At 32.2% G+C, this 25,868-nt stretch carries 29 protein-coding genes and 1 pseudogene; 11 read left to right on the forward strand and 19 right to left on the reverse strand.

The genetic code is table 11. The annotated features are described in order from the left end of the window. Positions 1-20 precede the first annotated feature (20 nt). Both MUA60_RS12840 and MUA60_RS12845 read right to left on the reverse strand, forming a co-directional pair. Entirely contained in the window at positions 21-1,217 is a 1,197-nt protein-coding gene (locus MUA60_RS12840; RefSeq protein ID WP_262648516.1) for an MFS transporter, read from the reverse strand. After that, positions 1,217-1,648 (reverse strand): MarR family winged helix-turn-helix transcriptional regulator, encoded by a 432-nt coding sequence (locus MUA60_RS12845; protein ID WP_262648517.1) that lies wholly within the window; start codon positions 1,646-1,648, stop codon positions 1,217-1,219. Before MUA60_RS12845 ends, MUA60_RS12840 begins: the two co-directional genes overlap by 1 nt. A 163-nt stretch (positions 1,649-1,811) precedes the next feature. Between MUA60_RS12845 and MUA60_RS12850 the strand changes: the two genes are divergently transcribed. Together MUA60_RS12850 and MUA60_RS12855 are read left to right on the forward strand one after the other, a co-directional pair. Further along, positions 1,812-3,002, forward strand: coding sequence for a M20 family metallopeptidase (locus MUA60_RS12850; protein WP_262648519.1), 1,191 nt, complete (start codon positions 1,812-1,814; stop codon positions 3,000-3,002). 117 nt (positions 3,003-3,119) lie between these two features. Further along, on the forward strand, positions 3,120-4,355 hold the full coding sequence (locus MUA60_RS12855; protein WP_262648520.1) for an ammonium transporter: 1,236 nt from the start codon (positions 3,120-3,122) through the stop codon (positions 4,353-4,355). 90 nt (positions 4,356-4,445) lie between these two features. Here MUA60_RS12855 and MUA60_RS12860 read toward each other — a convergent pair whose 3' ends face one another. Further along, positions 4,446-5,753 (reverse strand): Na+/H+ antiporter NhaC family protein, encoded by a 1,308-nt coding sequence (locus tag MUA60_RS12860; RefSeq protein ID WP_262648523.1) that lies wholly within the window; start codon positions 5,751-5,753, stop codon positions 4,446-4,448. A 159-nt stretch (positions 5,754-5,912) separates the two neighbouring features. Here MUA60_RS12860 and MUA60_RS12865 point away from each other — a divergent pair, with 159 nt between their 5' ends. Next, the gene (locus tag MUA60_RS12865) at positions 5,913-6,548 is read left to right on the forward strand and encodes a hypothetical protein (RefSeq protein WP_262648524.1); all 636 of its coding nucleotides are present in this window, start codon (positions 5,913-5,915) and stop codon (positions 6,546-6,548) included. A gap of 55 nt (positions 6,549-6,603) precedes the next feature. Here the strand turns inward: MUA60_RS12865 and MUA60_RS12870 are convergent, their stop codons facing one another. Genes MUA60_RS12870 through MUA60_RS12880 form a run of 3 tightly spaced genes read right to left on the reverse strand, consistent with a single transcriptional unit; the run spans position 6,604 to position 9,206 of the window. Then, positions 6,604-7,443: a helix-turn-helix domain-containing protein gene (locus tag MUA60_RS12870; protein ID WP_025906882.1), complete on the reverse strand. Its 840-nt coding sequence runs from the start codon at positions 7,441-7,443 to the stop codon at positions 6,604-6,606. Positions 7,444-7,465: 22 nt separating this feature from the next. Next, positions 7,466-7,606 carry a hypothetical protein gene (locus MUA60_RS12875; RefSeq protein WP_158011175.1) on the reverse strand — a complete coding sequence of 47 codons (141 nt, stop codon included), beginning with the start codon at positions 7,604-7,606 and terminating at the stop codon, positions 7,466-7,468. A gap of 52 nt (positions 7,607-7,658) precedes the next feature. Further along, positions 7,659-9,206 (reverse strand): M4 family metallopeptidase, encoded by a 1,548-nt coding sequence (locus tag MUA60_RS12880; protein WP_394812726.1) that lies wholly within the window; start codon positions 9,204-9,206, stop codon positions 7,659-7,661. A 206-nt stretch (positions 9,207-9,412) separates the two neighbouring features. Here MUA60_RS12880 and iadA point away from each other — a divergent pair, with 206 nt between their 5' ends. Next, positions 9,413-10,558 carry a beta-aspartyl-peptidase gene (gene iadA / locus MUA60_RS12885; RefSeq protein ID WP_262648526.1) on the forward strand — a complete coding sequence of 382 codons (1,146 nt, stop codon included), beginning with the start codon at positions 9,413-9,415 and terminating at the stop codon, positions 10,556-10,558. Between the two features lie 93 nt (positions 10,559-10,651). Here iadA and MUA60_RS12890 read toward each other — a convergent pair whose 3' ends face one another. After that, the gene (locus MUA60_RS12890; RefSeq protein ID WP_025906885.1) at positions 10,652-11,023 is read right to left on the reverse strand and encodes a winged helix-turn-helix transcriptional regulator; all 372 of its coding nucleotides are present in this window, start codon (positions 11,021-11,023) and stop codon (positions 10,652-10,654) included. A 119-nt stretch (positions 11,024-11,142) separates the two neighbouring features. On the opposite strand from MUA60_RS12890, the gene MUA60_RS12895 reads away from it, so the two are divergent. Continuing rightward, a complete protein-coding gene (locus MUA60_RS12895; RefSeq protein WP_262648528.1) occupies positions 11,143-12,321 on the forward strand; it encodes an MFS transporter in 1,179 nt (392 codons plus the stop codon). A 71-nt stretch (positions 12,322-12,392) separates the two neighbouring features. On the opposite strand, the gene MUA60_RS12900 is transcribed toward MUA60_RS12895, so the two are convergent. After that, on the reverse strand, positions 12,393-13,109 hold the full coding sequence (locus MUA60_RS12900) for a tyrosine-protein phosphatase (RefSeq protein WP_262648530.1): 717 nt from the start codon (positions 13,107-13,109) through the stop codon (positions 12,393-12,395). 190 nt (positions 13,110-13,299) lie between these two features. Here MUA60_RS12900 and MUA60_RS12905 point away from each other — a divergent pair, with 190 nt between their 5' ends. After that, a complete protein-coding gene (locus MUA60_RS12905) occupies positions 13,300-13,902 on the forward strand; it encodes a nitroreductase family protein (protein ID WP_262648531.1) in 603 nt (200 codons plus the stop codon). Positions 13,903-14,359: 457 nt separating this feature from the next. Here MUA60_RS12905 and MUA60_RS12910 read toward each other — a convergent pair whose 3' ends face one another. From MUA60_RS12910 to MUA60_RS12950, 9 genes are all read right to left on the reverse strand, one after another. Further along, complete coding sequence (locus tag MUA60_RS12910; RefSeq protein WP_262648533.1) at positions 14,360-14,926, reverse strand: GNAT family N-acetyltransferase; 567 nt, start codon at positions 14,924-14,926, stop codon at positions 14,360-14,362. Positions 14,927-14,939: 13 nt separating this feature from the next. Continuing rightward, the gene (scrK, locus tag MUA60_RS12915) at positions 14,940-15,809 is read right to left on the reverse strand and encodes a fructokinase ScrK (RefSeq protein ID WP_262648535.1); all 870 of its coding nucleotides are present in this window, start codon (positions 15,807-15,809) and stop codon (positions 14,940-14,942) included. A 70-nt stretch (positions 15,810-15,879) separates the two neighbouring features. Then, positions 15,880-16,824: a magnesium/cobalt transporter CorA gene (corA, locus tag MUA60_RS12920; RefSeq protein WP_262648536.1), complete on the reverse strand. Its 945-nt coding sequence runs from the start codon at positions 16,822-16,824 to the stop codon at positions 15,880-15,882. Positions 16,825-16,911: 87 nt separating this feature from the next. Further along, positions 16,912-17,754 (reverse strand): formyltetrahydrofolate deformylase, encoded by an 843-nt coding sequence (gene purU, locus MUA60_RS12925; RefSeq protein WP_262648537.1) that lies wholly within the window; start codon positions 17,752-17,754, stop codon positions 16,912-16,914. 118 nt (positions 17,755-17,872) lie between these two features. After that, positions 17,873-18,526: an SDR family NAD(P)-dependent oxidoreductase gene (locus tag MUA60_RS12930; RefSeq protein WP_262648539.1), complete on the reverse strand. Its 654-nt coding sequence runs from the start codon at positions 18,524-18,526 to the stop codon at positions 17,873-17,875. Beyond that, positions 18,471-18,740 (reverse strand): Rossmann-fold NAD(P)-binding domain-containing protein, encoded by a 270-nt coding sequence (locus MUA60_RS12935; RefSeq protein WP_262648541.1) that lies wholly within the window; start codon positions 18,738-18,740, stop codon positions 18,471-18,473. Before MUA60_RS12935 ends, MUA60_RS12930 begins: the two co-directional genes overlap by 56 nt. Positions 18,741-18,760: 20 nt before the next feature. After that, positions 18,761-19,075, reverse strand: a complete 315-nt coding sequence (locus MUA60_RS12940) for a PTS sugar transporter subunit IIA (RefSeq protein ID WP_262648542.1) — start codon at positions 19,073-19,075, stop codon at positions 18,761-18,763. A 9-nt stretch (positions 19,076-19,084) separates the two neighbouring features. Then, a complete protein-coding gene (locus MUA60_RS12945) occupies positions 19,085-19,387 on the reverse strand; it encodes a PTS sugar transporter subunit IIB (protein WP_025904328.1) in 303 nt (100 codons plus the stop codon). 1 nt (position 19,388) lies between these two features. Then, complete coding sequence (locus MUA60_RS12950) at positions 19,389-20,486, reverse strand: DUF871 domain-containing protein (RefSeq protein ID WP_262648543.1); 1,098 nt, start codon at positions 20,484-20,486, stop codon at positions 19,389-19,391. Positions 20,487-20,637: 151 nt separating this feature from the next. Here MUA60_RS12950 and MUA60_RS12955 point away from each other — a divergent pair, with 151 nt between their 5' ends. The 5 genes and pseudogenes from MUA60_RS12955 to MUA60_RS12975 all read left to right on the forward strand — a co-directional run bounded on the left by MUA60_RS12955 (position 20,638) and on the right by MUA60_RS12975 (position 24,504). Further along, on the forward strand, positions 20,638-21,189 hold the full coding sequence (locus MUA60_RS12955; RefSeq protein ID WP_025907016.1) for a helix-turn-helix domain-containing protein: 552 nt from the start codon (positions 20,638-20,640) through the stop codon (positions 21,187-21,189). Further along, the gene (locus MUA60_RS12960) at positions 21,153-22,016 is read left to right on the forward strand and encodes an IS3 family transposase (protein ID WP_103361549.1); all 864 of its coding nucleotides are present in this window, start codon (positions 21,153-21,155) and stop codon (positions 22,014-22,016) included. The genes MUA60_RS12955 and MUA60_RS12960 overlap by 37 nt, the downstream gene beginning before the upstream one ends. A 51-nt stretch (positions 22,017-22,067) precedes the next feature. Continuing rightward, positions 22,068-23,039, forward strand: a pseudogene (locus MUA60_RS12965) (PTS sugar transporter subunit IIC); the annotation flags it as partial. A gap of 56 nt (positions 23,040-23,095) precedes the next feature. Continuing rightward, positions 23,096-23,632, forward strand: coding sequence for a transposase (locus MUA60_RS12970; protein ID WP_262648361.1), 537 nt, complete (start codon positions 23,096-23,098; stop codon positions 23,630-23,632). 8 nt (positions 23,633-23,640) lie between these two features. Further along, the gene (locus tag MUA60_RS12975) at positions 23,641-24,504 is read left to right on the forward strand and encodes an IS3 family transposase (RefSeq protein WP_262650532.1); all 864 of its coding nucleotides are present in this window, start codon (positions 23,641-23,643) and stop codon (positions 24,502-24,504) included. Positions 24,505-24,639: 135 nt separating this feature from the next. On the opposite strand, the gene MUA60_RS12980 is transcribed toward MUA60_RS12975, so the two are convergent. Continuing rightward, positions 24,640-25,137, reverse strand: a complete 498-nt coding sequence (locus MUA60_RS12980) for a cysteine hydrolase family protein (RefSeq protein ID WP_262648544.1) — start codon at positions 25,135-25,137, stop codon at positions 24,640-24,642. 244 nt (positions 25,138-25,381) lie between these two features. Continuing rightward, the gene (locus MUA60_RS12985; RefSeq protein WP_159315487.1) at positions 25,382-25,864 is read right to left on the reverse strand and encodes a DUF456 domain-containing protein; all 483 of its coding nucleotides are present in this window, start codon (positions 25,862-25,864) and stop codon (positions 25,382-25,384) included. Between the last annotated feature and the right edge of the window lie 4 nt (positions 25,865-25,868).

Below are 25,868 nucleotides of genomic sequence, written 5' to 3' on the forward strand. Positions count from 1 at the left end.
CCTAACGACACTCCCACTAATTATATTTGACTTACTTTTTTAGCTTTAATCATGTGTAAGAAATAGAATGCGACTAATCCTAATAAGGCTACGATAGACATTGCTAAATATAATCCTAAATATCCGATTGAATGTGTGAAGTTACCTAATACATATGGTCCAAATCCTAATCCGAAGTCTAAGCCGATGAAATATGTTGATGTTGCTAATCCCATTGCTTCTACTGGCGATACTTTAACAACTAATGCTTGGAATATAGATTGTAAGTTACCAAATCCTAATCCTATAAATGCACCTGCGATTAATAAAATCGCACCATTGCTTGCAATACTAATTAGGAATAAACCAAGAATTAAACATATAAATGCTGGTATTGTAACGATATTCTCACCGCGTTGGTCCATAATTCTTCCTGTAAATGGTCTTGTAATTAAGACTGCTACTGCATATACAACAAAGAAGAAACTTGCTGCATCTACTAAGTGATTTTCTTGTGCGAAGAATTGAATAAATGACAATACTGATGAGTATGCAATACTAACAATTACAACTACGATTGCAATTGGTAAGGCATGTACTGAGAAGAAATCAGTAAGTTTAAATCCTTTTTTCTCTTCTGTTTTAACGCTAGCTATAACAGGTGTTTCAACTTTCATGAATAGTGACATAACAAATGCTACAACAATAAGTATCGTACAAATTGTAAATAGTCCAGACATTGGAATGTGTTGATATAGTAATAAGCCTATAAATGGTCCGATTGCTGTACCGAGTACCATACTTAAACTATACATACTGATACCTTCACTACGACGTTGTGCTGGTGTGATAAATGCTGCAATTGTTCCTGTAGCTGTACTTGCTACCCCACTTGCAATACCATTTAGAATACGTGCGATTAATAACAATGCGAATGATGATGCAGTCACGAGATATAAACCGTTTGTGATAACTAGTAGAATCCCACCGATGACTAATACTTTCTTACTACCTAATAAATTGATATATTTACCTGTTAAAAATCTACCTACTAATGATCCAACTATGAATAAACCTGATGCTAGACCAGCCATACTGTCTGAAACACCGAACGTTTCTTTACTATAACCACCTACTGTTACTAATAGTAAATACATTGATAAAAATATAAAAAAGCTAATAACAAAATTAAATATAAAATCTTTTGTCCAAATCGGTTTCTTAATTTGGTCATTCATTACTCTGTTTCCTCCTCTATTAAATAACTTCTCAAATTCTCTAAAATCTCTTGTGACTTATTAAGTTCTGCTTCATCGACACCAATTGCTTGCAGACATTTTTCTTGAAATACACCAATTCTATGAAGAATTTCATCGAATTGATTTTGACCTTGCTCAGTTAATGTAAGGAATTTTTCTCTTTTATCTTCTTTACTATTAACTGCTTGAATCAATTCCCGTTCGATTAATTTTTTTATAATTTTACGAGCTGTAGGTTTCTCAATAAAAGAACGCTTAGAAACTTGAACAAGTGTAGTTGGTTGATTATATGCGATATCATGTAACACTTTGTACTGCGCAGCATATAAATCAAAAGGTTCCAATATTTCATTAATATGATGAATATATGGTCGGTACAAATTTGTATAGGAATATAAAAAGTTCTTCATTGTTTTCACCTTTTCTCATAAAATATAGTTAGCTTTGCTAACTAATACTCAATCATTCTACGCCCATCGTCATGTTATGTCAACACCTTATTACACTTCTAACAACAATTTTTCAAAAATTTCTATTATAATAATATTAAACAAATATAAGGAGGAACATGATATGTTAAATGATTTCTATGAAAGATTATCTAAGAAAGAAAATAAAATGATTGAAATCAGAAGATACTTACATGAGCATCCTGAGTTATCTTTTGAAGAAAAAGAGACAGCCCAGTATATTGCTGACTTTTATAAAGATAAGGATGTCACATTACAAACACATATCGGAGGAGAAGGCATTTACGGTATTAAAGTAACCATTGATTCTGGTAAACCAGGTAAGACGTTAGCGTTACGCGCTGATTTCGATGCATTACCAATAAAAGAAGATACTGGCCTACCTTTCAGTTCTAAAAATGAAGGTGTCATGCATGCTTGTGGTCATGACGCGCATACTGCATATATGATGGTGCTTGCTGAAACTTTAATTGAAGTGAAAGATCAACTTAAAGGTAAGATTGTCATCATTCACCAACCTGCAGAAGAAAAGCCACCTGGTGGTTCACAATACTTAATTAAAGATGGCATTCTTGATGGTGTTGATAATGTTATCGGTGTCCATGTTATGAGCGCACTTGAAAGTGATCACGTTTATTATAGAGAAGGCAATGCTCAATCAGGTCGAAATATATTTAAATTAAAAATAACAGGACGTGGTGGTCATGGTTCTTCACCACATTTAACAAATGACCCAATTGTTGCAGCAAGTAGCTTTGTTATGTCTGTACAAACAATCGTTTCAAGAAGATTGAATCCATTTGATATGGGCGTTATTTCTATCGGTTCATTTGATGGTAAAGGACAGTTTAATATCATTAAAAATGAAGTCACTCTTGAAGGTGATGTTAGAGGCATGAACGAAGAAACACTGCAACTAATTGAATCAGAAGTTAAACGACTTTCTAAAGGTTTAGAATCTATGTATGGTGTTCAATGTGAACTTGAATATACGAGAGATTATCCAGTTCTATATAATGATCCTGAATTAACGAAACAAGTTGCTAAAGCAATTGAAGCGGCTAATATTCCTGAAGTTAAAAGTGTTGAACGTTGCGAACCACAACCTCCATCAGAAGATTTCGCTTACTATGCAAAAGAATTACCTTGTACCTTCTTCTATGTAGGCGCAAGTCCTAAAGATAAAGAAACATTCCCTCATCATCATCCTAAATTTGATATTGATGAAGGTTCTCTACTTATTGCAGCTAAATCAGTCGCTGCTGTTACGTTCGATTATTTAGGTGTTCAATAATCCAATTACTTAACAGATGTTAAGTATTATCACACCAAGTGTAAATTTATCTGACTCATATTTCTTTTTTCTTATTTTATATTTTATACTTTTAAAAAAATAAGGAGTTGAGGGAAGATGAGTCAGACAGATACACTTTTATTATTCGGATGTACGTTGTTAGTTTGGTTAATGACACCTGGGTTAGCATTATTTTACGGAGGATTAGTTCAATCTAAAAATGTTTTAAATACTTCGATGCACAGTATTTCAGCAATTGTTGTTGTAACATTCACATGGGTATTAATAGGATTTTCTATTAGTTTTGGTGGTAACAATTTATGGATAGGTGATTTCTCACACGCATTATTAAACGGTGTTGGATTCACACCTAATGGTAATTTTAGTGAAACCATTCCATTCGCATTATTTATGCTTTTCCAATTAACATTTTGTACCATTGCTGTTTCAATTCTTACTGGTTCAGTAGCTGAAAGAATGAAATTCGGACCATTTTTAATCTTTATGAGTTTATGGGTCATTCTAGTTTATAGCCCAGTAGCACATTGGGTATGGGGTGGCGGCTGGATTCACAAACTTGGTGCAATTGATTTTGCTGGTGGTACAGTAGTCCATATTTCATCTGGTGTTTCTGGACTTGTACTTGCCCTACTACTCGGTTCTAGAAAACCTAGCAATAAGAAACCACCACATAATTTAGTCATTACTTTAATCGGTGGTATTCTCGTATGGTTTGGTTGGTTTGGCTTTAATACAGGATCAGCTCTTACTTTCGATTCAGTTGCCATGCTTGCATTTGTTAATACAATACTAGCATCATGTGCAGGTATTGCCGGTTGGTCTATCTTTGAATATATTCAAAAGAAAAAAGTTACGTTAATCGGAACATTATCAGGAATGTTAGCAGGACTTGTAACGATTACACCAGCAGCAGGTTTTGTCGGTTACGGAAGTGCAATGATTCTAGGAATATTAGGTGGATTCGTTTGTTACTATGTTATCACGCACCTTAAAGTATTACTTAACTATGACGATGCATTAGATGCATTCGGTTTACACGGATTTGGAGGCGTCGTTGGTGCAATAGGAACAGGTCTTTTCCAAAATTCTAGCGTTAACTCAACAATAGCAGACGGTGTATTCTTTGGTGGTGGCATCATGCCAATAGTCGTACAAATCGTTGCCGTTGTCGTAACAATCGCATTTAGTGGCATCATGACTTACATCATCGCTAAAATCATCAGTATCTTTACAATATTAAGAACAGACGAAAAAGCAGAACTAGAAGGCTTAGATGCCGTCTTCCACGGCGAAACTGCATATGGATACGAACTCAAACAAGAAAAATCATAAAAATATATAGCACTAAAAAACAAGCATATCACTTAACTGAACCATTCAGTCATAACGTGATATGCTTGTTTTTGTTTAATATATTAATATTTAAGCTTTCTCCGCTTCTTTCTTCTTACGTGGATAGCCTATTATAATAGACACGATACCGCATATGCCTAATAAATATGGATAAAATGAATATGGTAATAGTGATACTGTTGATATTCCTGCGACGCTTGTTGCTGCTAATACTTGTGCGCCATATGGAATAATCCCTTGTATTGTACTTGCAAATATATCTAATATACTTGCTGATTTTCTGCGATCAATTTGATAATCATCTGCTATTTCTTTTGCGAGTGGTCCTGCTGTAATGATTGAAATTGTGTTGTTAGCTGTTGCTAAATTTGTCACGCTTACTAAACTGGCAATTCCAAATTCAGCGCCGCGTTTAGATTTCAAGCGTTTCGTTACGGTATTCAGCAACCATTTTATTCCGCCATGGTATTCTATGAGACCAATTATACCGCCGATTAATAATGCAATCATAGAAATATCTTGCATGCCGATAAGTCCATCTGAGATTGCTTTTAAATTTTCTGCTAGTGTAAATGAGCCGTCTAATAATCCTATTAAGCTTGCTACGATGACACCAAGCACTAATACCATCAATACGTTCATTCCACATAACGCACTAATTAATACAAATACGTATGGAATGACTTTAATGATACTATAGCCACCTTGACTGGCATCTGTCATACCTGCATCTTTTGTAACAAACCATAGTATAAGCACTGTTAAAATAGCACCTGGTAATACAATTAAGAAATTCATCTTAAATTTATCGCTCATTTTTGTTTGTTGCGTTCTAACTGCCGCAATTGTTGTATCTGAAATCATTGATAAATTATCACCGAACATTGCACCACCTACGACAGTTGCTGTTGTTAAAGCAAGTGAGATATCTGTTGCTTCTGAAATACCTACGCCTACTGGTACTAATGCTGCTACTGTTCCCATTGATGTACCCATAGCTACTGAAATAAATGCACCAACTATGAATAATCCTGGTAATAAAAACTGTCCGGGAATTAAAGATAATCCTAAATTAACAGTTGAACTTACAGCCCCCATACTTTTAGCTGTTTGACTAAATGCACCTGCCATTAAAAAGACAAACACCATTAATAAAATGTTAGGATGAGCTGCGCCTTTCGTAAATATATCTAATTTTTTAGCTAAAGGCGTCTTTGGATACATAGCACATACAAAGACTGCTGCAATCAGAATCGCTATATTTAAAGGTAAGTAATTAAAATCTTTCATGATTAATCCAGTACCTATAAACAGCGTTACAAATACGATTAACGGTAATAAAGCGATAAATGATCCTTTATGATTAATTTGATTCATTATTTTCTCCTCTTATATATCTTGAATACTTTAAAAGGGTACAGGACATATTGTTTCTCGTCAAATATTAATTTTTAATTTTACCATTTGATGATTAAATCATCAAAATCAGGTAATATAACTATCATAAGATTAAAGCAAATGTTAAGGGGTTCAATTATGATTATTAGTAATACAATCAATGATTTTTTTAATAACTTTCATTTAAATGAACAATCGAGACTTTCCTATTTTACAAAGTATCATGCAGAGTTTCAGCATGCAGGTTATGATGAACATTTACTATGTCAAAGTATCCATCCAAATCTTCTAAAATTAGAACAAGACCTTCCCTTAATTTTAAAAATAAACACGAAATTGGTTCATATTATCTTTGAAGTAAGGCTGAAATTTCTAAAGCAATATCAAACATATTTAAGGCCAGATATTTATTTTCTTGTTGGGATATATAAAGAAGATGCTTCAATTCAATTAGAAGATAACGCACATTTATATTTATTTATAGAATCTATATGTCATAAATATGATTTATTATACGATGTGATAGCCTACTATTTTGCGAAGTTATACATATATGAAATCATTAAAGATTACTACCCTGAAAAGGTTACGACGACTATTTTGAACAATAAACATGTCGTATTAGAAGAAGCGATTGTCTTACATATATTAAAGACGCTCAATTATACATATCCTTATAAAGATAGACATGACTTTAAAGCCATTCAACAATCAGCCTCTAAACTTGAATCTGAATTAACGACAGAGACCATACTTCAAATTATTCAAAAATAAAAAATACTTTCATATCCTATTCATTTAAAAGAATTGGTTATGAAAGTATTTTTGTTTATAAAGTCTTCATTAAATCTCTAATCAATATTGTGATGTTGTGTTTTTTAGACTGTTCACTTAAGAAAAGTGCAATTTCTAATTGTTTCTTATCTGTATCATTTAGAATGCCCATCTCTAATCGTGATTGCACAATATTATAAACTAATTCGCTATATAACATATATCTATTCGATTTAATCGTAATATCTAATGCAGATTGAGCATAAGCTAAACATCTGTCATAAGCTTTTTCATTCGAGTAAATATTAGATAATGTATATAACAATTTGATTTGATAATTATCGTCTACATTATAACGTTTAGCAATTTCTAAACCTTGTTCTAGTGATGACTTTGCTTTTTCATTTTCATTCTGTCTATAGTAGTAAATTGCGCGCGTATTACAGATAGAAACTTGTAATTTCTCATACATATTATGATCCATTAAACGATACGCTTCTTCTATTAGTTGTAGAGATTGTTCAACATCATCATGCTTATAAAAAGTAATAATCGATCTTACCCACTTCGAAGCAGCAATTTCATCTGTTGAACTATTTGATAAATAATTGCCATCTATAATAGGTATGAGTGCATCATAATCACGCTCTTCTAACAATCTTTCTATTACTTTTAACTTCTGTTCTAATTGAGTATCTAACTCATCGCCAATATATAAATAGTCCATACTACAATTTAATCTTCTTGAAATGTTAAAAAGTAGTTGAGATCCCGGTTGTAATTCATTCTTTTCTATTTTTGAAATTTGACTTTGAGTCGCAATACCTTGCGCTAAATTCTGTTGAGAAAGCTTTAAATCTATTCTCCTTTGTTTGACACGTTCTCCTAATTTCATATATAACGCTCCCCGTATTCAGTTATCGAATTAACATGTTTGAATAACCCACGCTATGCATATCATCTGGTATCGGTGTTGCTGTGCATATTTGTCCCGTCAAATATACACGACCTCGATTCATAAGCATTTTACGATGTATCATATGTTTCGGATTCTGCATGTTAATCTCCTCCTCTTTATTTTAAGTCTCAATGTGTGAAAATACAATTATTTTATCCAGTTACGCCTACTGAATTCCAAGCATTGACCACTTGTTGAACTTCTGTTGAGTTTGCACCATATAAATCAGATGCTGCTTGTTTTAATGCATATTTAGCATCTAAGAATGAAGAGTTTGAACTTAAGTATTGTGTTAAAGCTCTATAATAGATATCTTCTGATTTTTCTTTTCCAATTTTAGTAATCGTTAAATAAGCAGCTTTATTTGGTATACCACTATTAATATGCACACCACCACAGTCACCTTGGTCAGTATTTGGCAAGTTCTGATAGTTATTCATATGTGCAGGTTGATTATATTGTTCTGGATTTGAAAGACTTCTTAATCCATCACCTGGTTTACCTGGCGTGTATACATCTTCTCCCATTAACCAGTCTTCTGGATCAACGAAGTAACCAAACACATCTGACATCGATTCATTTAAAGCACCTGGTTGATTCTCATATACAAGGTTTGCACTATGTTCTGTCACAGCATGTGTTAATTCATGTGCAACAACATCATCTGCAGCTGATAATGATGTAAATGTTGTACCATCTCCATCTCCATACACCATGTATTGACCATTCCAAAAGGCATTATTATAATTTCTATCAAAATGAACAATAGAATTAATTTCTGCACCGTTTCCATCATAACTATCTCTATTGTGTGTGTTTAAATAGTAGTCATATGTTTTAGCAGCATTATAATGCGCATCTACTCCTGCAGCTTGATTTTTACTATTAAAGTTTGTATCCGTATCTGTCATAAGTGAAAAGCTAGACGTACCATTCTTTGCATCATAAGTATGGATTGTTCCAGAATGTGTTTCATCTTGTAAACCATAACCATTGCTTATTTTTGTTAAATTGAGTGGATTTTTAGTGTCCCCATTAACACCTACACCACTTCCTGAAATATGTTCAATTTTATTTTTCTTACTTACAACTTCACCAGTTTCAGCATCAATTTTAATTTCCCAACGTGCTGGTTTAGGATCTAAATAAATAATTTCAACATTATAGACTAATTTTTTCTTTTCAGCATTGATCACTAGTTCATCTTTATTAACGACTTTTTGTCCTTTAATATTTTTCACTTCATTTTGGCTCACGCCAATACTTTCAAAAGCTTTATTAACCGCTTCATCTTTAGATAAGCTTTGTTTATTTGTATATGTAACTTTTTCTGTATTGACATCCCCATTGACGAGCTCTAATTCTTGATTATCATTGGTATGTATCTTGACTTCTTTATCTTCGACAACGTAGTTATCTACTTTAGGTTTTAAAGTATAATGCGTAAATCCTAAGTTATCTTTAAATTCATTTGCTACTTCAAATTGTTTGTAACTTTTCTTAATATTTGGATTGCCTGGTAATTGACTCAAAATCTCTTGCGCTTCAGCTTTTGTGTTTATTTCTTGTTTAGGAATTGATTTTAATTCCTTTTGATCTAAAGGACTACTTTCTTTCGCACTAGCCACATTTGATAATCCTAAAGTCAAAGCCATAACTGAAGTAAAACCTACTGATAAAATTTTTTTCGATCGATACATTTAATCCACCCCTATATATTTTTAGAATAAGTACAATTTAATTATATATAATTTGGAGTATAAAGTCACTATAAAAAGTGTAATTTTATATTACCTTTATATTACATATAGAATATCGACATATATTAATTTGATTTGCTACATTTTGATTTAACGACATACTTACTCTAAAATATATATAAAGAAAGCTTTAAAGGAGGATGCTGATGTTTACAATTATTAAAAATGGTGATGTATATTCACCGAACTATAAGGGTCAGCAATCGATACTTATTCAAGGGCGATCTATTATTAAAATCGGAGATATAGATAATGAATTAATAAAGCAACTGGATCCAAACTTAAAGATCATCGATGCTACAGGATATACGGTTATGCCGGGGATTATAGACCCACATATTCATTTGCTTGGAGGTGGCGGAGAAGCGAGTTATGTGACACGAACACCAGAAGTCCAATTAACGCATTTAATATCAAATGGTATTACAAGCGTAGTTGGCTTAATAGGTACAGATGGTATTTCTCGAACACTAACAAGTTTATATGCAAAGGCTCAAGCATTAGAAGCTGAAGGTGTTTCTACATATATGTACACAGGTAATTATCACTTACCCGTTACTACAATTACAAACTCCATCAAAGAAGATTTGTTTTTAATTGATAAAGTGATTGGCACTGGTGAGATAGCAATAAATGATTTCAGATCATCTATACCAACAACTGAAGAACTCGCAAGAATTGTGGCTGATACAACAGTTGGCGGTATGCTAAGTGGGAAAGCTGGTGTAACACATTTTCATATAGGTACAGGTAAACATAAACTGAAACAAATTCATGACCTAATCGATCATTATGATGTTAAACCGAACAAACTATATGTGACACATTTTGATAAAGGGATAGATTTGTTAGAAGAAGGGATTTCATTAAGTCATAAAGGTGTGTATGTTGACTTAACAGCAAGTTCAAATACTGTAGAATACGTCAATTATTACCGAGCACATGGAGGAGACATCTCAAAATTAACCGTTTCTTCAGACGGACATGGCAGTTTACCTAAATTCGATAAACATAATCAACTTGTAGGTTATGACGTTGCAAAATGCAGCACGCTAACAGACCAATTATTTAATTTATTGGTACAAGACTCGAACTGGGAAGAAGTAATTGCTTTATTTACCTCTAATGTCGCTAACGTATTAACACTACATCATAAAGGACATATCGAAGAACACTATGATGCAGATATATTAATAGTTGATCCAAAAAAGAAACAAATAAAAGATGTATTTGCAAAAGGACAACATATGCTTTCAGATTATCAAATGATTAGAAAAGGTATGTTTGAATAAGATACAAAACAAGCAGGGACATAAATTTGTCCCTGCTTGTTTACACTTCTTCCGACTTTTGTTACTATGGCCCTTCTTAGTTACATTTTCTACTTAAATTCCATCTATAAATTCTACGGAATCAAGCTCTATTTGCTCGCCGTCTTCTTTACGTTTTTTAATATGGAATTCTCCCCATTTACATAAGTGCTCTAGTAATTCATTTAATGTACTACCATATTCTGATATCTCGTATTCAACTTTTGGTGGTACTTGTTGATATACAATTCGATTAATAATACCATCTTTTTCTAATTCTCTTAATTGTTGCGTTAACATTTTTTGTGTAATATGCGGAATAGCTTTTTTAAGTTCAGATGTTCGCATTGTTCCATGCTTTAAATGACACAGTATCACTGGCTTCCATTTACCGCCAATGACATCTATTGTTGCTTCTACACCAATATTATATTCCGTAACTTCCATCATGATTCCTCCCTAAGGCACTTTTTAGTACCTATATGACTTTAAAGTGCGTACTTCCTATTTGTCTTATTACATTTTAAAATATCACATATCTTATAACAAAGGAAGGAATTTAAAAATTGAAAAACAAATTTTCGAATCAACTCGCACTTATATCACTTGCTATCTCAGCTTTTGCTATTGGTTCTACGGAATTTATTAGCGTAGGGTTACTCCCATTAATTAAAGATGCCTTTGATGTGACAATCCCATTAGCAGGACTTACTGTATCTTTATATGCTATTGGAGTTACAGTTGGCGCACCTATCTTAACGCCTTTAACAAACAATATGAAAAGAAAGACTGTTTTGATACTCATTATGGTTGTGTTTATTATTGCTAATGTATTTGCAGGACTTGCAACATCATTTAGTTTATTACTTGCTATGAGAGTGCTTAGTGCTTTCTCACATGGTGTATTCATGTCTATTGCAGCTGACTTAGTTCCTGCGCATAAACGTTCAAGTGCCATCGCCATGATGTTTACAGGTTTAACAGTTCCAACGATTACAGGTGTCCCATTTGGAACTTGGGTCGGTCAAAACTTCGGCTACGAAATGTCATTCTATACGATTGCTTTAATAGGACTCATTAGTTTAATCGCAAATATATCATTCGTTCCAAAAAATTTAACAGAAAATGAGCAAGCACCTATTATTAAACAACTTGCTGTCTTTAAAAACAAACCGCTTATATCTATTTATTTAATTACAGCACTTGGCTATGGTGGTACATTTGTTGTTTACACTTATATGACTGAAATTTTAACGAATATATTAGGTTATGACTCAAATAGTATTGTCATTATTTTAATATTGTATGGTGTGATGGTTGCGATTGGTAATACATTAGGTGGAAAATTAACGAACCATGCGCCAACGAAATCATTAACGATTATTTTTCTATTACAAGCATTAACGTTATTACTTGTTGGATTTACGATACATTTTCATGTCGTTGGTTTAATCAGTATTTTATTAATGGGACTATTCGCATTTATGAATGTTCCCGGGTTACAACTCATTGTCGTACTTTTTGCTGAACGTAATAGTAAAGAAACTGTCAATTTCGCTTCAAGTTTAAACATCTCTGCATTTAACATAGGTATTACACTTGGATCTGTTATCGGCGGATTTATATTAAATCATTTAACACTATCTAGTACACCTTATTTCGCATTTATCATGGTGCTAGTAGCAAGTATTTTAATGTTTGTCGTTAACAAGCATGAAACAGCTGAGCCTTTACAAACAACTTAATAATAATAAAAAAGCGAGAAATGTATGAGATATCAACTGGTACCTCATGCGTTTCTCGCTTTTTAAATACTTCATATTTCTTCATTTTTTAATATTTTTCGAGCATTTTCTTTAAATCGTGTGACAGTCTCAATACCTTTCGTCCGTTCTAAAAATTCATAAGCTTCTTTAATATGAAAGTTTCTATTTGATGTATTATGAGCATCACTTCCAACAATATGAATCGCATCTTGCTCTAATAAATAATCAGCTACTCTTTTAGCATCTTCACCATATTTATTCACTAAAGAGCCCGCTGTAACTTGACATAATGCGCCTCTATCAATTAAATCAAATAAAATTTGTGGATCATCTTGAATAGGAATGATACGTTCGGGATGTGCTAATATTGGTCGATATCCAGCATTAAATAACTTTTCAAATGTTTGTTCAGCAAATTCTGGTATCGAGAAAAATGGAAACTCAATTAACACATATCTTGACCCTTCAGTAATAGGTAACAATTCACCTGACTCTATACCTTCAAGTTCTTCGCCAAACATATGAATTTCTTGGCTAGGATAAACTTTAATATCAATATGATGATCATTTAATAGAGATTGTACTTCTTCAGTTCTACTTTTTACGATATCGGCATTATTTCTAAATCGATGTTTTATATAATGAGGTGTTGCAACTATATCTGTTATACCAATTTTCTCAGCTTCCCTTGCAAGTTCAAGCATACTTTCCTCATCTAATGGACCATCATCTAATCCATATAATAAATGATTATGAATATCTATCATGTGCACCTCTCCTTTTATCACGCAACTAAAATCATACAACTTTATTCCCTTATTACTTATATTGTAACAAATAACTGTTTATAACCAGTATTAAAATGACTGATTTTTGTAAATAAGCAGAAAAGTTGTTTTTAAGACTATTTTATATGAACATAAAAATATCGATATATATATAAGGAGTGGGAAAAACATGGAATTAGCAAAAGCATTAGAAAGAAGACGCTCTGTTAAATCTTATGAGCCATACGATTTAGATAGAGAAACAATTTATAATTTATTAGATCAAGCTGCATTATCGCCTTCAGCTTGGAACTTACAACAATGGAAAGTAATCGTTGTTGATACAGATGAAGCAAAAGAAAAATTATATAACGCAGCTAATAAACAAATTAAAATAAAAGAATCTAGCGCGACATTTATCATTTTAGGTGACTTAAATGCGCATGAAACAATTGGTGATATCGCAGATGACTGGATAGACCATAAACATATACCAGCTGATAAGAAATCAGGATTAATACAAAGTGTCCATCAATTCTTTGAAAGTGATACAAACAGAAGAGACGAAGCAATACGTGGTGCTTCATTATTTGCGATGAGTTTAATGTTAGTCAGTGAAGACGCAGGACTCGCAACTTGCCCAATGATAGGCTTTGACAAACAAGCAGTAATTGATGCATTTAATATTGAAGATAACTTAGTACCAGTAATGCTTATCTCAATTGGTAAAGGTGAAATGAATAATGATAGAGCTTCACGCATACCAGCATCAGCATTTGCGAAATTCGAATAACGAATGTTCTAAATTTGTAAAAAACTCACCTCATTGATGCATAAAAAAGTATTATAATGGAAGTAACAAAGTGAGGTGTTTAAGATGAACAAACGTTATCAAAAGGTTCTAGTACTTTACTTTATTTCAACGTTCGTGCCATATGCATTATTCAGTAGAAAAAATGATAGCACATTAACTAAAACTTGGTTACCAAGTTCATTAGTAGGATACGGTATCTTTGCATATGGACTCAAAGTTTTAACAAAAATGAAAAAAAGCAGCTTAACCATAAGCTGCTTTCCGATTATGGGCAATATGAGCAAACTGAACTCCTGTAAGTTCAGTTTGTTTTTTGTTTGGGGGTGGATGGTGGGAAAGTCTTGGCTTTATTCAGTACTTAAGCCAAGACTTTCACGATCTCTTGGCTTTATTCATCACTTAAGCCAAGACTCAATACTCAAACCTACACCACACCCTACTTCTCACTTTTTACCATTTCTGCATATTCTGTATCCGTTATGGCATAAATGACATCGTCTACTACTTTTTCTTTATGAATTCTATTTTTAGGCATAACACCTATTTTCTTCATGCCAAGTCTTTTCATCACTTCGCCTGATTTCGGATTAATTGTACTGTGCATTGCTTTTACTTGATTAAGTCCTAATGTTTCAAATGATAGGGATAGCAATGCTAATCCCGCTTCTGTCATATAGCCATTACCTGTATATTTTAAATTAAGGGCATAACCGAGTTCTCCTCGTTTATGTTCTTGTTCAACTCCTAAATCAATTGTACCTATTAATTTATCTTCGGATTTTAATTCGATACCGTACTTTCCTAATGGCGCTCTCATATAATATCCCGCAATTGTACTTTTAGTGTCTTCTTTAGACAAGTGTGTTGGAAATACATGTGTTGTATTTTCAACATCAGATGCATATTCGAATAATGATTCAACATCATTTAAATTAATAGGTCTTAATATAAGTCTTTCTGTTTCTAATATTTGATTTTCAGCTAATTCGACTAATACATCCATACTTAACACCTACTTATGATTGATATTCATTCAACGCTAATGCTAGACAACCGATTATACCTTGGTCATCATTTAAACTTGGTGTAACAATATATTCTTCAACTGGTGGAACTGCTATATAGTTGTTATTTAATCGTTCAAATTGCTCATGCACTTTTTTTAATAAATGTGTTTGATGCATCACACCACCGCCAAAAATGATTTTTTCAGGCGACAACATTAATGCTGTATTAAGTGCTGCTTGTGCAATATAATAAGCAACGATATCCCAGTCTTGAGCATTTTCATGAATTTTTTTGGCAGAAATACCTGCTCTTCTTTCGATTGCTGGTCCTGAAGCTAAACCTTCTAAGCAATTACCGTGGTACGGACAATTACCTTCAAAGTCTTGATCATCTTTATGAATTTTAATATACATGTGCCCCATTTCAGGATGACTTAACCCTTGTACAATTTTCCCATTAACGATTGCACCACCGCCGATACCAGTACCTACTGTATAGTAAACCGCTGAGTCTATATTTTTTGCTATTCCTTTTTTATACTCACCGTATAAAGAGGCATTTACATCTGTCGTAAATGCTACAGGTACATCGAAATGTTCTTGAACTGCTCCTATAAAATCAAAATTTTGCCACGCAATTTTTGGTGTCGAAGTGATATATCCATATGTATCAGAATCTTTATCGATATCTATCGGTCCAAATGACCCTATACCTATACTACTAATTTGATATTGTTTAAAAAATTCTATAACTTTAGGTAATGTTTCTGACGGCTCAGTTGTAGGTATTGAGATGCGTTCTATTACATTTAAATCTTCATCTCCAACTGCACACACAAATTTCGTTCCACCCGCTTCAATCGCTCCTAAAAGTTTCACTTATATCACACTCTTTCCCGTTTTATTTATTTTTCATTAGTCATATTCTGAATCATAACGCATACGTTCATTAGAACCATCTCTTCTTCTTGAAGACGATTAACATAATAATTGCTATAACGGCCATAATAACGAGAACAATATAATAACCATCATGCCATTCAAGTTCTGGCATATTTGTAAAGTTCATCCCATAAATACCTGCAATTAAAGTTAATGGCATAAACACAACAGAATAAATGGTTAATATTTTCATTATATTGTTCATCTTGAATGAGTTCAAAGAAATATAATTATCTCTTATATCACTCGTCATTTCTCGTGATGAATCTACCATTTCCATTTGTTTCATAAGATGGTCATTAATATGCGTAATAAACAGAAATTGTTGTTCATTAAGATGCAACACTTTACCCTCACGCATTCTATATACTAAATCCTTCATCGGTTGAACAGTTCTTTTAATAATCAGCAATTCTTCTCTTAAATCAAATGTATCATCGATTAAAGTCTTTGTTGTAATATCTAAATTATGACGATCTTCGAAATTAAACACCTTATCTTCAATGTCGTATATAAACGGAAAATAGTTATCTACTATATCATCTAGAATATGTAATAGTATATCTTTAGGTTCATTTATTTCGATCGTTTCATTAAATAACTTTCTTTTGATCGTATCGATTTCTTCATAACGTTCTCTATGGAATGTCACGATAAAATCATCACCAATAAAGATATCCACTTCTTCAGATTCTAAAGTCTTTAAATCCAGTGCATGGAATACAATAAATTGATAATCATCATATTGTTTAAACTTCGGTCTTTGTTGAACTTGCGTTGCGTCTTCTACTGATAAAGGATGAAAATCAAAATAATCAACTAATATTTCGGATTCTTCTTTAGTTGGTTCATTTAAATCCACCCATATCCATTTTTTCTCTTCTGAAATATCTTTAGGTGAATTAGTTTCTTTTATTTCATCTTTTAAATTGACATAATAAGTTTTAATCATCTTTTTCACACCATTTTTCGCTTTACTTTATTTCATATTATACAACTAAAAAAGCAGTGAGCAAATATACTCACTACTAAAAATAAATTATGAAAATACTACTGTCTTATTACCATTTACGATGACTTTATGTTCACAATACCATTGCACCGCTCTCGCTAATACTTGAGATTCAACATGCCTACCTGTATGTTTCATATCTTGTGCAGTATATCTATGATTTACTCTTACAACATCCTGCTCAATAATTGGTACTGCATCTAAATCTTCAGTCACATAATGACTCGTCGCCCCTATTAATTTAACACCTCTTGTATAAGCTTGTTTATAAGGGTTCGCACCAATAAATGACGGCAAGAATGAATGGTGAATGTTAATAATTTTCAAGTGATGTCTATCAACAAATGTCGGTGATAATATTTGCATGTATTTCGCAAGTACTAGTAAATCAACATTGTAGCTTTCACAAATGCTTGTAATTTCATCTTCACTTTCACGCTTTGTTTCTTTTGTCACGCTGACATGATGAAAAGGAATGCCCATATCCTCCACAAATTTGCGATTATTCTCGTGATTACTGATGACACAACTGATTTCAATCGGAAATTCTTGTCGATTCGCTCGTAACATAATTTCACTTAACGCATGGTCTTCTTTAGACACAAGTAATGCTGTTTTCACTTTTTCTTCAGCATCAAAGATTTGAAAATTAATCTTTCTATTTGTCAGTTCACTCTCTAAAAGCGATTTAACTTCATCGTTTTTATCAAATTCTATACGTAAATATAAATGATTTTCTTCTTCTTGAATGTCTGTATAGTGATCTAAATGAAATATATTTGAATTTGTATCTTTTATAATAGTGGATATTAATGATGTAATGCCAATTTCATCTTTACAATCAGCCAATAAAATATAATGCTTGCTCATGTGCCTCATCCTTTGATTAATTTTGGAAATATTCTTACAATATCAACTATTATAAAATTTAATTTAAAAGAAAACAATAAATTACATCATCAGTTTCAAATGTAAACGTATTCATTTATTATTTTTCCCAATACATAAATTGGTCTAGTTGTAATGATGCTAACGTTTCACGTATTAATCTTTTGCGGTCATAGTAATTAAGACCATGTGATTTGAGTTTTGTAATCTTTCCTTCTTGAACATATTTACCTTTATACAAATTATTATCTTTTGATACTTTAATGGTCGATTTAGCACCTTCTTTAGGAGAAATAAATAAAGGATCAAATATTTTATAAACTAAGTTACCAAATGTTTGATTATATTTTGTTTTTCCTAAATTAGTTGAAACAGCACCGGGATGTACTGCCGTAACATGTAAGCCATCTTTTGAAAATTTCTCATGTAATTCTTGCATAAAATATAAAGTCGCAAGCTTAGATTTTCCATAAGACTTAATCGGATTAAATCTTAAAGGATACTTAAAGTTTCGTCTTCCAAGATGTGCAAATAAATATGCACCAGATGATACGATAATAATTTGTTTGTCATGGCTATTCATAATTGAACCGAATAATATATGCGTTAACATAAAGTGTCCTAAATAGTTCGTACCAAACATTAATTCGTAACCATCTACAGTTTTTTGTCTTGTTAATGACATAACGCCTGCATTATTAATAAGACAGTCGACATAAGGATATCGTTCTAAAACAAGTGTCGCAGCTTTCATAACATTTGCTAAATCTTAAATCTGATAAATTACACTTAATCACGTCTACTGTTATATGTTGATGTTCCGCTTCTAAAAGCTTTTTTAAGTCATTGCCTTTTTCAACATTTCTACATAATAAAATAATAATGTCATAATCGTGTGCTAATTCAATAACTGTTGATTTCCCTATTCCTGAAGTTGGTCCAGTGATTGCTAGAATTCTATTCGACATTGTTTATCTCCTTATTTTTATTACTTTTTTACATAATTTTGATGTACATAAATCAGTTCTTTAGCCATTTCTTTAATGACTTCAGTAGAAATAAGTTGATCTTCAGCATGGGACAATAACAAATTTAAAGGAACCGGCTCACCTGAAGCTTCTGCTTGGATCAGATCCTTATGCACTTTATGTCCTTCAACTAAAAATTGATTGCCTTCAGAAACTAAGTTCTCAGCTGTTTCAAAATTACCTTCTTTTGCTTCTTGAATTGCTTGCATATAATTACTTTTTGCCATTCCTACATTTGTAATAATTTGAAAGGCAATCTGTTCATATTTTTCCATTTTCTCACCTTATTTCATTAAGCTTTCGGCATGTTTCAATACACCTTCTCCATCCATCATGCCATATTGTTGCATATCAATAACGTCTACTGGTACTTTTCCATTTGCTACTTTTTCTACTTGTGCTTTTTGAAATCTTACTTGTGGTCCTAGTAGAATAACATCTACTTCATCAACTTTTGTTTCAGCTTCTGATAAGGCTAACGCCTCAACTTCGTATTCTTTACCTTCTTTATTTGCTGTATCTTGCATTTTTTTAACTAACATACTTGTAGACATACCCGCTGAGCAAACTAATAATATTTTTTTCATGTTAATCTTTCTCCTTTATATTAAATTTAAAATGTGCCCAAGGTTTTAAATAGTTGAGCAGTGGTAAATCATGTGGCTCAATTCTGCCAATCACATTGACTTTTCCAGTATTGAGCATTGGCTTTAATGCAATTTGTAATTCACCTTTATATTGACCATATTCTTCATTGTCTATTAATATATCACCACGTTTAATGGCAACTGTATGATGTGCTGGAAATGATTCATTTTTATACTTCACACGACTTTGTGTTGAACGAATCATATACTCACTGACATCACCTCTATAAAAATGTGGCTCTTCGATTACAATTTTCTTCTCTAAATCAGAAATTTCATCAAATAATTTTGCATCAAATGTAATAGGTTCATTTATCAAATGACTCAAAATCTCTAATTCTGCTTCTGAAGGGTAACAATTGCTGATGATGACATCATCTATCAACCCAGTAGCCCATAAATGTTGTGCTTGAGTCGTAACCGGTAAACCTCTATGATCTTCTAAAGTTGGCAACCCTTCTGTAACTGGCCATGGTCCAAAGTCAGCTACTTTACTTGAAACAAATGCTGCCGTTCTTAAACCATATTTTTTGAATTTTTTACTACCTTCTAAAAAGAATGCTTCTGATATCCCTGCATATCGATGCGGATAAAAATTATGGCATCCTACTAAACAAGCGCGATTTGGCTCAAAATCCATCACATTATCAATATAGTGATTCATCACACTCATATTCAGTTCAATCTTTATGCCATAAGGATTGTAAGTCATATCACTCGTTTCTTTCGCACCTACCCCTTCATCAAGTCTAATACCGTCTACACCTAAATCATTGAAAAAAGATAAACCATTTGGTTCAATGCCTAGTACTTTAAATGTGCGAGGTGCCACATCTATAAAAATTTCAAAGTTTAAATTTTTAGCATAACGAATTGTTTTTTCAATGACTGGTAACAATGTCGCTTTATTTTCATCGGTAAGTTGCAATAAATTTGTAAATATTCTCGTAAAACCGTATTGATGTGCTTTTTCAATATATTGAATATCTTCATTTTCATTTGATTTTCCTGGATATAAAGAAATTCCTAACCGTTTCATCTAACTTCACTTCCATTCGCAATATATTTCTTTTTTTATAATTTTGAATATTTTATCTATTTAGTTTATACTATAACAAAATTGAAGCGCTTACAAGGTACTGCACCCCTAAAGTTAGAGTAAAAAAACTAACTTTAGGGGGTGTTTTAATATGACAAAATATAGTGATGAATTTAAGTTGAAAGTTGTAAGAGATTATCTAGATGGCCATTATGGTTATCGAAAATTAGCTAAAAAATATAATATACCTGATAAAATTATTATACGAACATGGGTAAAAGCCTTTCAATCATTCGGTGTAGATGGCATTAAAAAGAAACAGAAAAAGACAGTTTATTCTGTTACATTCAAAATAAATGTATTAAACTATATGAAAAGAACAGGCGATTCCTTCCAAGATACAGCGATTAAATTTGGCCTAAATACCCCATCTATTATTGTGCGATGGAAAAAGATATATGACAAAGAAGGTGTGGAAGGACTCGAAAAGCCGAAAGGACGACCTCCCATGAAAAAGAAGAAACAGAAGAAATCTAATCAAAACCTATCACGAGAAAAAGAGTTAGAGCTAGAAAATGAAAATCTTCGATTAGAGAATGCTTATTTAAAAAAGTTGAACGCTTTTCGAGAGAATCCGAGTGCCTTTCTAGAAAAGCACAAGCAGCAGTGGCATTCGAACTCAAAGAAGAAGGATTCAAATTAAAAGATATCTTAGTAAAGGTTGGTATACCAGAAGCAACCTATCATTACCATGCCAAACAATTACAAAAGGAAGATTTAGATAAAGGTTGGAAGAAAAAGATCATTGAACTTTTTCAAAAACACAACGGTAAATACGGCTATCGTCGTATATATTTAGCTTTGAGAAATCAAGGTTATCTCATTAACCATAAGAAAGTACAACGAATTATGCGAGAACTAGGATTAAAATGTCAAAAATTCACACGTAAATCACGCTATCAATCATACAAAGGTACAGTTGGTAAAGTGGCTGAAAATCGCTTGAATCGTAGATTCCATACATCTATTCGACTTCAAAAATTAGTGACAGATATCACTGAATTTAAATGTGCTGAAGAACAAAAATTATATCTCAGCCCTATTATGGATTTATACAATGGGGAAATCATTTCTTATGGTATATCCAGAAGACCAACATTAGACTTAGTACTTCAATCATTGGATAAAGCAGTTACAATCATTAAGCATGAAGCACCATATCGTACGACGATACATTCTGATCAAGGTTGGCATTATCAGCATAATGCATGGATTAGAAGATTATCGGAACAAAGGATTTATCAAAGTATGTCACGTAAAGCGACGTGTGCGGATAATGCTTCTATGGAGAATTTCTTTGGCATCATGAAGCAGGAAATGTATCATGGAGAAGAACTTGTTAACTATGAAACATTAAAAAGAAGAATTGAGGATTACATCTATTGGTATAACAATGAACGTTTGAAATTAAAATTGGCTGGACGAAGTCCAGTACAATACCGAACTCAATCCAGCCAATTAATAGCATAATGGAAACTCTAACTTTGGGGGGTCACTACCCAAACGAAGGGAGATTTTTTTATGAATAACTTTGCGACATGGATAGAAGGCAAACTTTCAGGTCCAATGACCAAGCTTTCTAACCAGCGTCATTTACTCGCCATTCGTGACGGGGTTATTTCAGCACTTCCATTTATTATATTCGGCTCATTCTTCCTAATATTTGCGACACCACCGTTACCAGAGTCGTGGGCAATTACTCAGTGGGCAACAGAACATGCTGAGCAAATTTTAATTCCATATAGAATGACGATGTTTATCATGAGTTTATATATAGTGTTTGGTATAGGTTACAATCTCGCCAAATCCTATGACTTAGATCCATTGTCAGCAGCACAACTTTCCACTGCTGCATTCTTATTAACAATCGCACCAACTATGGATAAAAAATTAGGTTTCGTATTACCAATGACCAATATAGGTGGTCATGGACTATTTGTTGCAATGTTTGTTGCGATATTCTCAGTAGAAATATATCGATTATGTAAAAATAAAAATATTACGATCAAGATGCCACCTCAAGTACCGCCATCAGTAAGTCGCTCATTTGAATCTTTAATCCCAGTAGTTTTTGTACTCGGTGCAATGAGTATCATTACAGTAGTATTCCAACTTGATTTACATACACTCGTTGATAAAATCGTAGGTCCACTTGTCTTTGCAGGTGATACATTACCTGGTGTACTAGTACCTGTATTCTTAACAATGTTCTTCTGGGCATTTGGTATTCATGGTATGTCGATTGTCGGTACAATCGAGCGTCCTCTATGGGAAGTATATTTAGCTAAAAATGCAGAAGCACATGCTGCCGGTGAACCTTTACCACATATAGCACCAGAAACATTTTTCCAATGGTTTGTTTGGATAGGTGGCGCAGGTGCTACATTAGGACTTGTCATTTGTATATTATTATTTGCAAAATCTCAGTTCTTAAAGAAATTCGGTAAAGCTGTATCAATACCATCATTATTTAATATTAATGAACCCGTAATATTGATGTGAACCCAAATATTTGAACTAAACAAATCAAAATATTGGGGTGCATTCTAATGAGGAAAAAATATGAATTTAAATTCAAACTAAAACTTGTAAAAGAATATTTAGAAGGACATCAAAGTTATAGAACAATTGCTTTAAAATATGGTATTTCAAGTTGGTCTGTCCTTCGGATTTGGGTCAATCAATATAAAGAGTTTGGAGAAGAAGGTTTAGAAATAAAAAGTAGAAATACTGTTTATACTAGCGAATTTAAATTATCTGTTTTAAAATTTAGACAAGAAAATATGTTGTCTTATCAAGATACTGCGAATCACTTTAGAATTATTAATCCTATTATCATTGCCAATTGGCAACATCAATTTGATGAAAAGTGTCGTCTTGATATAGATAATAAACAAAAGGGACGATCTCACACTATGACTAAAAAACGATCTAAATCAGATAATAAAAATTTACCTTTAAATGAAAATGAACGTGAAGAACTTGAAAGACTTAGAAATGAAAATGAGACGTTAAAGGCAGGTATAGCTTATCAAAAAAAGTTACAAGCCTTGACCGACATTTACGGAAGCAAAAATCAGAAATAGTAAAGGTCATTAAGGAACTAAATGAAACATATAATATACGATTAAGTATCTTATTTAAAGTCGCTCAAATAGCTAAATCTGTATACTATTATTGGATAAATAAATTTAGTAAAGCTGATAAAGATGAAACATTGATTCAAGTAATAAAAGAAATATGTGAAGAATCAAACCATACCTATGGTTATCGTCGTGTTACACAAGCACTAAGAAATAGAGGTCTTATCGTAAATCATAAAAAAGTACTAAGAATTATGAAAGAACATAATCTAACTTGTACAAAGTTCACACATAGAGGTCGTAAGTATCGTTCCTTTAAAGGTAAAGTTGGTAAAGTAGCTCAAAATATATTAAATCGTAGATTTAAAACAAGTCTCCCATTTCAAAAAGTCGTAACAGATATTACAGAGTTCAAATTAATGAATGGTCAGAAATTATATTTATCACCTTTTATGGACTTATATAGTTCAGAGATTATCAGCTTTAAAATCTCAAGTCGTCCTACATTAGATATAGTCATCAATCCATTAAAAGAAATGATAAAGCGTCGTCCAAACCTAGATCATCGTTTAACGATTCATTCAGATCAAGGCTGGCATTATCAACATTCACAATACACTAGATTATTAAAAGACCATAAAATATTTCAGAGTATGTCTAGAAAAGGTAATTGTCTAGATAATTCAGTTATGGAAAACTTTTTTGGGTTACTTAAACAAGAAATGTATTATGGCCAAGAATTTAAAGATTTTCAGGACCTTGAACAAGCTATTCATCGATATATCGATTTTTATAATAACGAAAGAATCAAATCAAAATTAAAAGGCTTATCTCCCAAAAATTACAGGAGACAAACCTTTGAAATAATATACTAATTAAGGTTTAGATTTTTGGGTTCAGTACAGACTTGGGACATTTCTTGGCTTTATTCAGTAGTTAAGCTATGACTTAGGCTATCTCTGTTAGCATTCCTAATATTCATTCAATACAATGTTATGTATTATACTAGTTTAAGAATTTTTATGATAAATCAAATATTCATCAAGATAAGGCACTTCAATAACTTTCGACCAATTTAATATGGAGCCAATAAAATCATTAATGTCTAATCCAGGCATATCATATGTATTTTCATCATTTACTGTGCCACATGCATCTTCAACTACATGAACTTTAAACCCAAATTCAAAAGCTGAAATTGCTGTAAAAAGGACACAATATTCAATATTAAATCCGACTATAACTAATTCAGTTACTTTATATTCATCTAATAAGACTTTTAAAGGAGTATTAAAAAATGCACTAGGTGTATCTTTTTTAATAAGAATATCACTTAAATTATTTATATCATTATCTAATTCTCCACAATCATCATGTTTTATTATGAAAATAGGTAAATTTTCATTTTTGAATAGTTCACCTAAAGCTAATATTTTATTTTTAGTATCACATCCATTCTCACCTTTTAAAAACTTTTTATGTACATCTATTATCAATAAGCCTTTCATATATTCCACCTCAACAGATTCAAAAATAATTTATTTTATCTATTTAGCTATTTTTAACTTATATTATCATTCGAGGAAAATAATTACAATTTAGTTCTGTACATCATTAAAGATGTGAGTTTACTACCTCTTTAACTCACATCTTTTCCCCCCCATTCTCAACAAACTTCCTCTCCCCATATTCCTCATTCCAATTAAAAAACCTGGTACAGCTTATGTTCTGTACCAGGCATTCCCTACCATATTAAATAATAATATCAATAAAGAACCATATGATCATGACTACCATAATCAATGCTTTTGCTATTGAGCTTGTTAAGAAACCAAGTAATGATCCTACGCTTGCATTTGTTGCAGCTGCGATATCACCTTTTTGAATGATTTCTGTTACAAATACTAATACAAATGGAACGATTATAATTCCAAATGGAGGAAATACGAAACAACCGATAATGACACCGACTGCAGCCATTGTCTCTCCTAATTTAGAACCTCCAAATTTCTTAACGAAATAACTATTCATAATGATATCTGACAAGATCATAAATATTGTAAATACAATCATTACTACCCAAAATACCCAAGACAATTTGCTTGAATCAATTGCAAAGTGATAAATGAAATACCCTATCCATATAAATAATACGGATGGAATAATAGGTTTCACTAATCCTATAAATGCAATTACAAACATTAAGATAATTAATATCCAACTTATTGCTGTCATTATT

Origin of the sequence: Mammaliicoccus sciuri (assembly GCF_025561425.1) — a bacterium.
GTDB classification, from domain to species: Bacteria; Bacillota; Bacilli; order Staphylococcales; family Staphylococcaceae; genus Mammaliicoccus; species Mammaliicoccus sciuri_A.

Excerpts from the sequence above, each read along its gene's own strand:
- MUA60_RS12840 (WP_262648516.1), bottom strand. The coding sequence starts at position 1,217 with ATGAATGACCAAATTAAGAAACCGATTTGGACAAAAGATTTTATATTT.
- MUA60_RS12845 (WP_262648517.1), bottom strand. The coding sequence starts at position 1,648 with ATGAAGAACTTTTTATATTCCTATACAAATTTGTACCGACCATATATT.
- MUA60_RS12850 (WP_262648519.1), top strand. The coding sequence starts at position 1,812 with ATGTTAAATGATTTCTATGAAAGATTATCTAAGAAAGAAAATAAAATG.
- MUA60_RS12855 (WP_262648520.1), top strand. The coding sequence starts at position 3,120 with ATGAGTCAGACAGATACACTTTTATTATTCGGATGTACGTTGTTAGTT.
- MUA60_RS12860 (WP_262648523.1), bottom strand. The coding sequence starts at position 5,753 with ATGAATCAAATTAATCATAAAGGATCATTTATCGCTTTATTACCGTTA.
- MUA60_RS12865 (WP_262648524.1), top strand. The coding sequence starts at position 5,913 with ATGATTATTAGTAATACAATCAATGATTTTTTTAATAACTTTCATTTA.
- MUA60_RS12870 (WP_025906882.1), bottom strand. The coding sequence starts at position 7,443 with ATGAAATTAGGAGAACGTGTCAAACAAAGGAGAATAGATTTAAAGCTT.
- MUA60_RS12875 (WP_158011175.1), bottom strand. The coding sequence starts at position 7,606 with ATGCAGAATCCGAAACATATGATACATCGTAAAATGCTTATGAATCGA.
- MUA60_RS12880 (WP_394812726.1), bottom strand. The coding sequence starts at position 9,206 with ATGTATCGATCGAAAAAAATTTTATCAGTAGGTTTTACTTCAGTTATG.
- iadA (WP_262648526.1), top strand. The coding sequence starts at position 9,413 with ATGTTTACAATTATTAAAAATGGTGATGTATATTCACCGAACTATAAG.
- MUA60_RS12890 (WP_025906885.1), bottom strand. The coding sequence starts at position 11,023 with ATGGAAGTTACGGAATATAATATTGGTGTAGAAGCAACAATAGATGTC.
- MUA60_RS12900 (WP_262648530.1), bottom strand. The coding sequence starts at position 13,109 with ATGATAGATATTCATAATCATTTATTATATGGATTAGATGATGGTCCA.
- MUA60_RS12905 (WP_262648531.1), top strand. The coding sequence starts at position 13,300 with ATGGAATTAGCAAAAGCATTAGAAAGAAGACGCTCTGTTAAATCTTAT.
- MUA60_RS12910 (WP_262648533.1), bottom strand. The coding sequence starts at position 14,926 with ATGGATGTATTAGTCGAATTAGCTGAAAATCAAATATTAGAAACAGAA.
- corA (WP_262648536.1), bottom strand. The coding sequence starts at position 16,824 with ATGATTAAAACTTATTATGTCAATTTAAAAGATGAAATAAAAGAAACT.
- purU (WP_262648537.1), bottom strand. The coding sequence starts at position 17,754 with ATGAGCAAGCATTATATTTTATTGGCTGATTGTAAAGATGAAATTGGC.
- MUA60_RS12930 (WP_262648539.1), bottom strand. The coding sequence starts at position 18,526 with ATGAAAGCTGCGACACTTGTTTTAGAACGATATCCTTATGTCGACTGT.
- MUA60_RS12935 (WP_262648541.1), bottom strand. The coding sequence starts at position 18,740 with ATGTCGAATAGAATTCTAGCAATCACTGGACCAACTTCAGGAATAGGG.
- MUA60_RS12940 (WP_262648542.1), bottom strand. The coding sequence starts at position 19,075 with ATGGAAAAATATGAACAGATTGCCTTTCAAATTATTACAAATGTAGGA.
- MUA60_RS12945 (WP_025904328.1), bottom strand. The coding sequence starts at position 19,387 with ATGAAAAAAATATTATTAGTTTGCTCAGCGGGTATGTCTACAAGTATG.
- MUA60_RS12950 (WP_262648543.1), bottom strand. The coding sequence starts at position 20,486 with ATGAAACGGTTAGGAATTTCTTTATATCCAGGAAAATCAAATGAAAAT.
- MUA60_RS12955 (WP_025907016.1), top strand. The coding sequence starts at position 20,638 with ATGACAAAATATAGTGATGAATTTAAGTTGAAAGTTGTAAGAGATTAT.
- MUA60_RS12970 (WP_262648361.1), top strand. The coding sequence starts at position 23,096 with ATGAGGAAAAAATATGAATTTAAATTCAAACTAAAACTTGTAAAAGAA.
- MUA60_RS12980 (WP_262648544.1), bottom strand. The coding sequence starts at position 25,137 with ATGAAAGGCTTATTGATAATAGATGTACATAAAAAGTTTTTAAAAGGT.
- MUA60_RS12985 (WP_159315487.1), bottom strand. The coding sequence starts at position 25,864 with ATGACAGCAATAAGTTGGATATTAATTATCTTAATGTTTGTAATTGCA.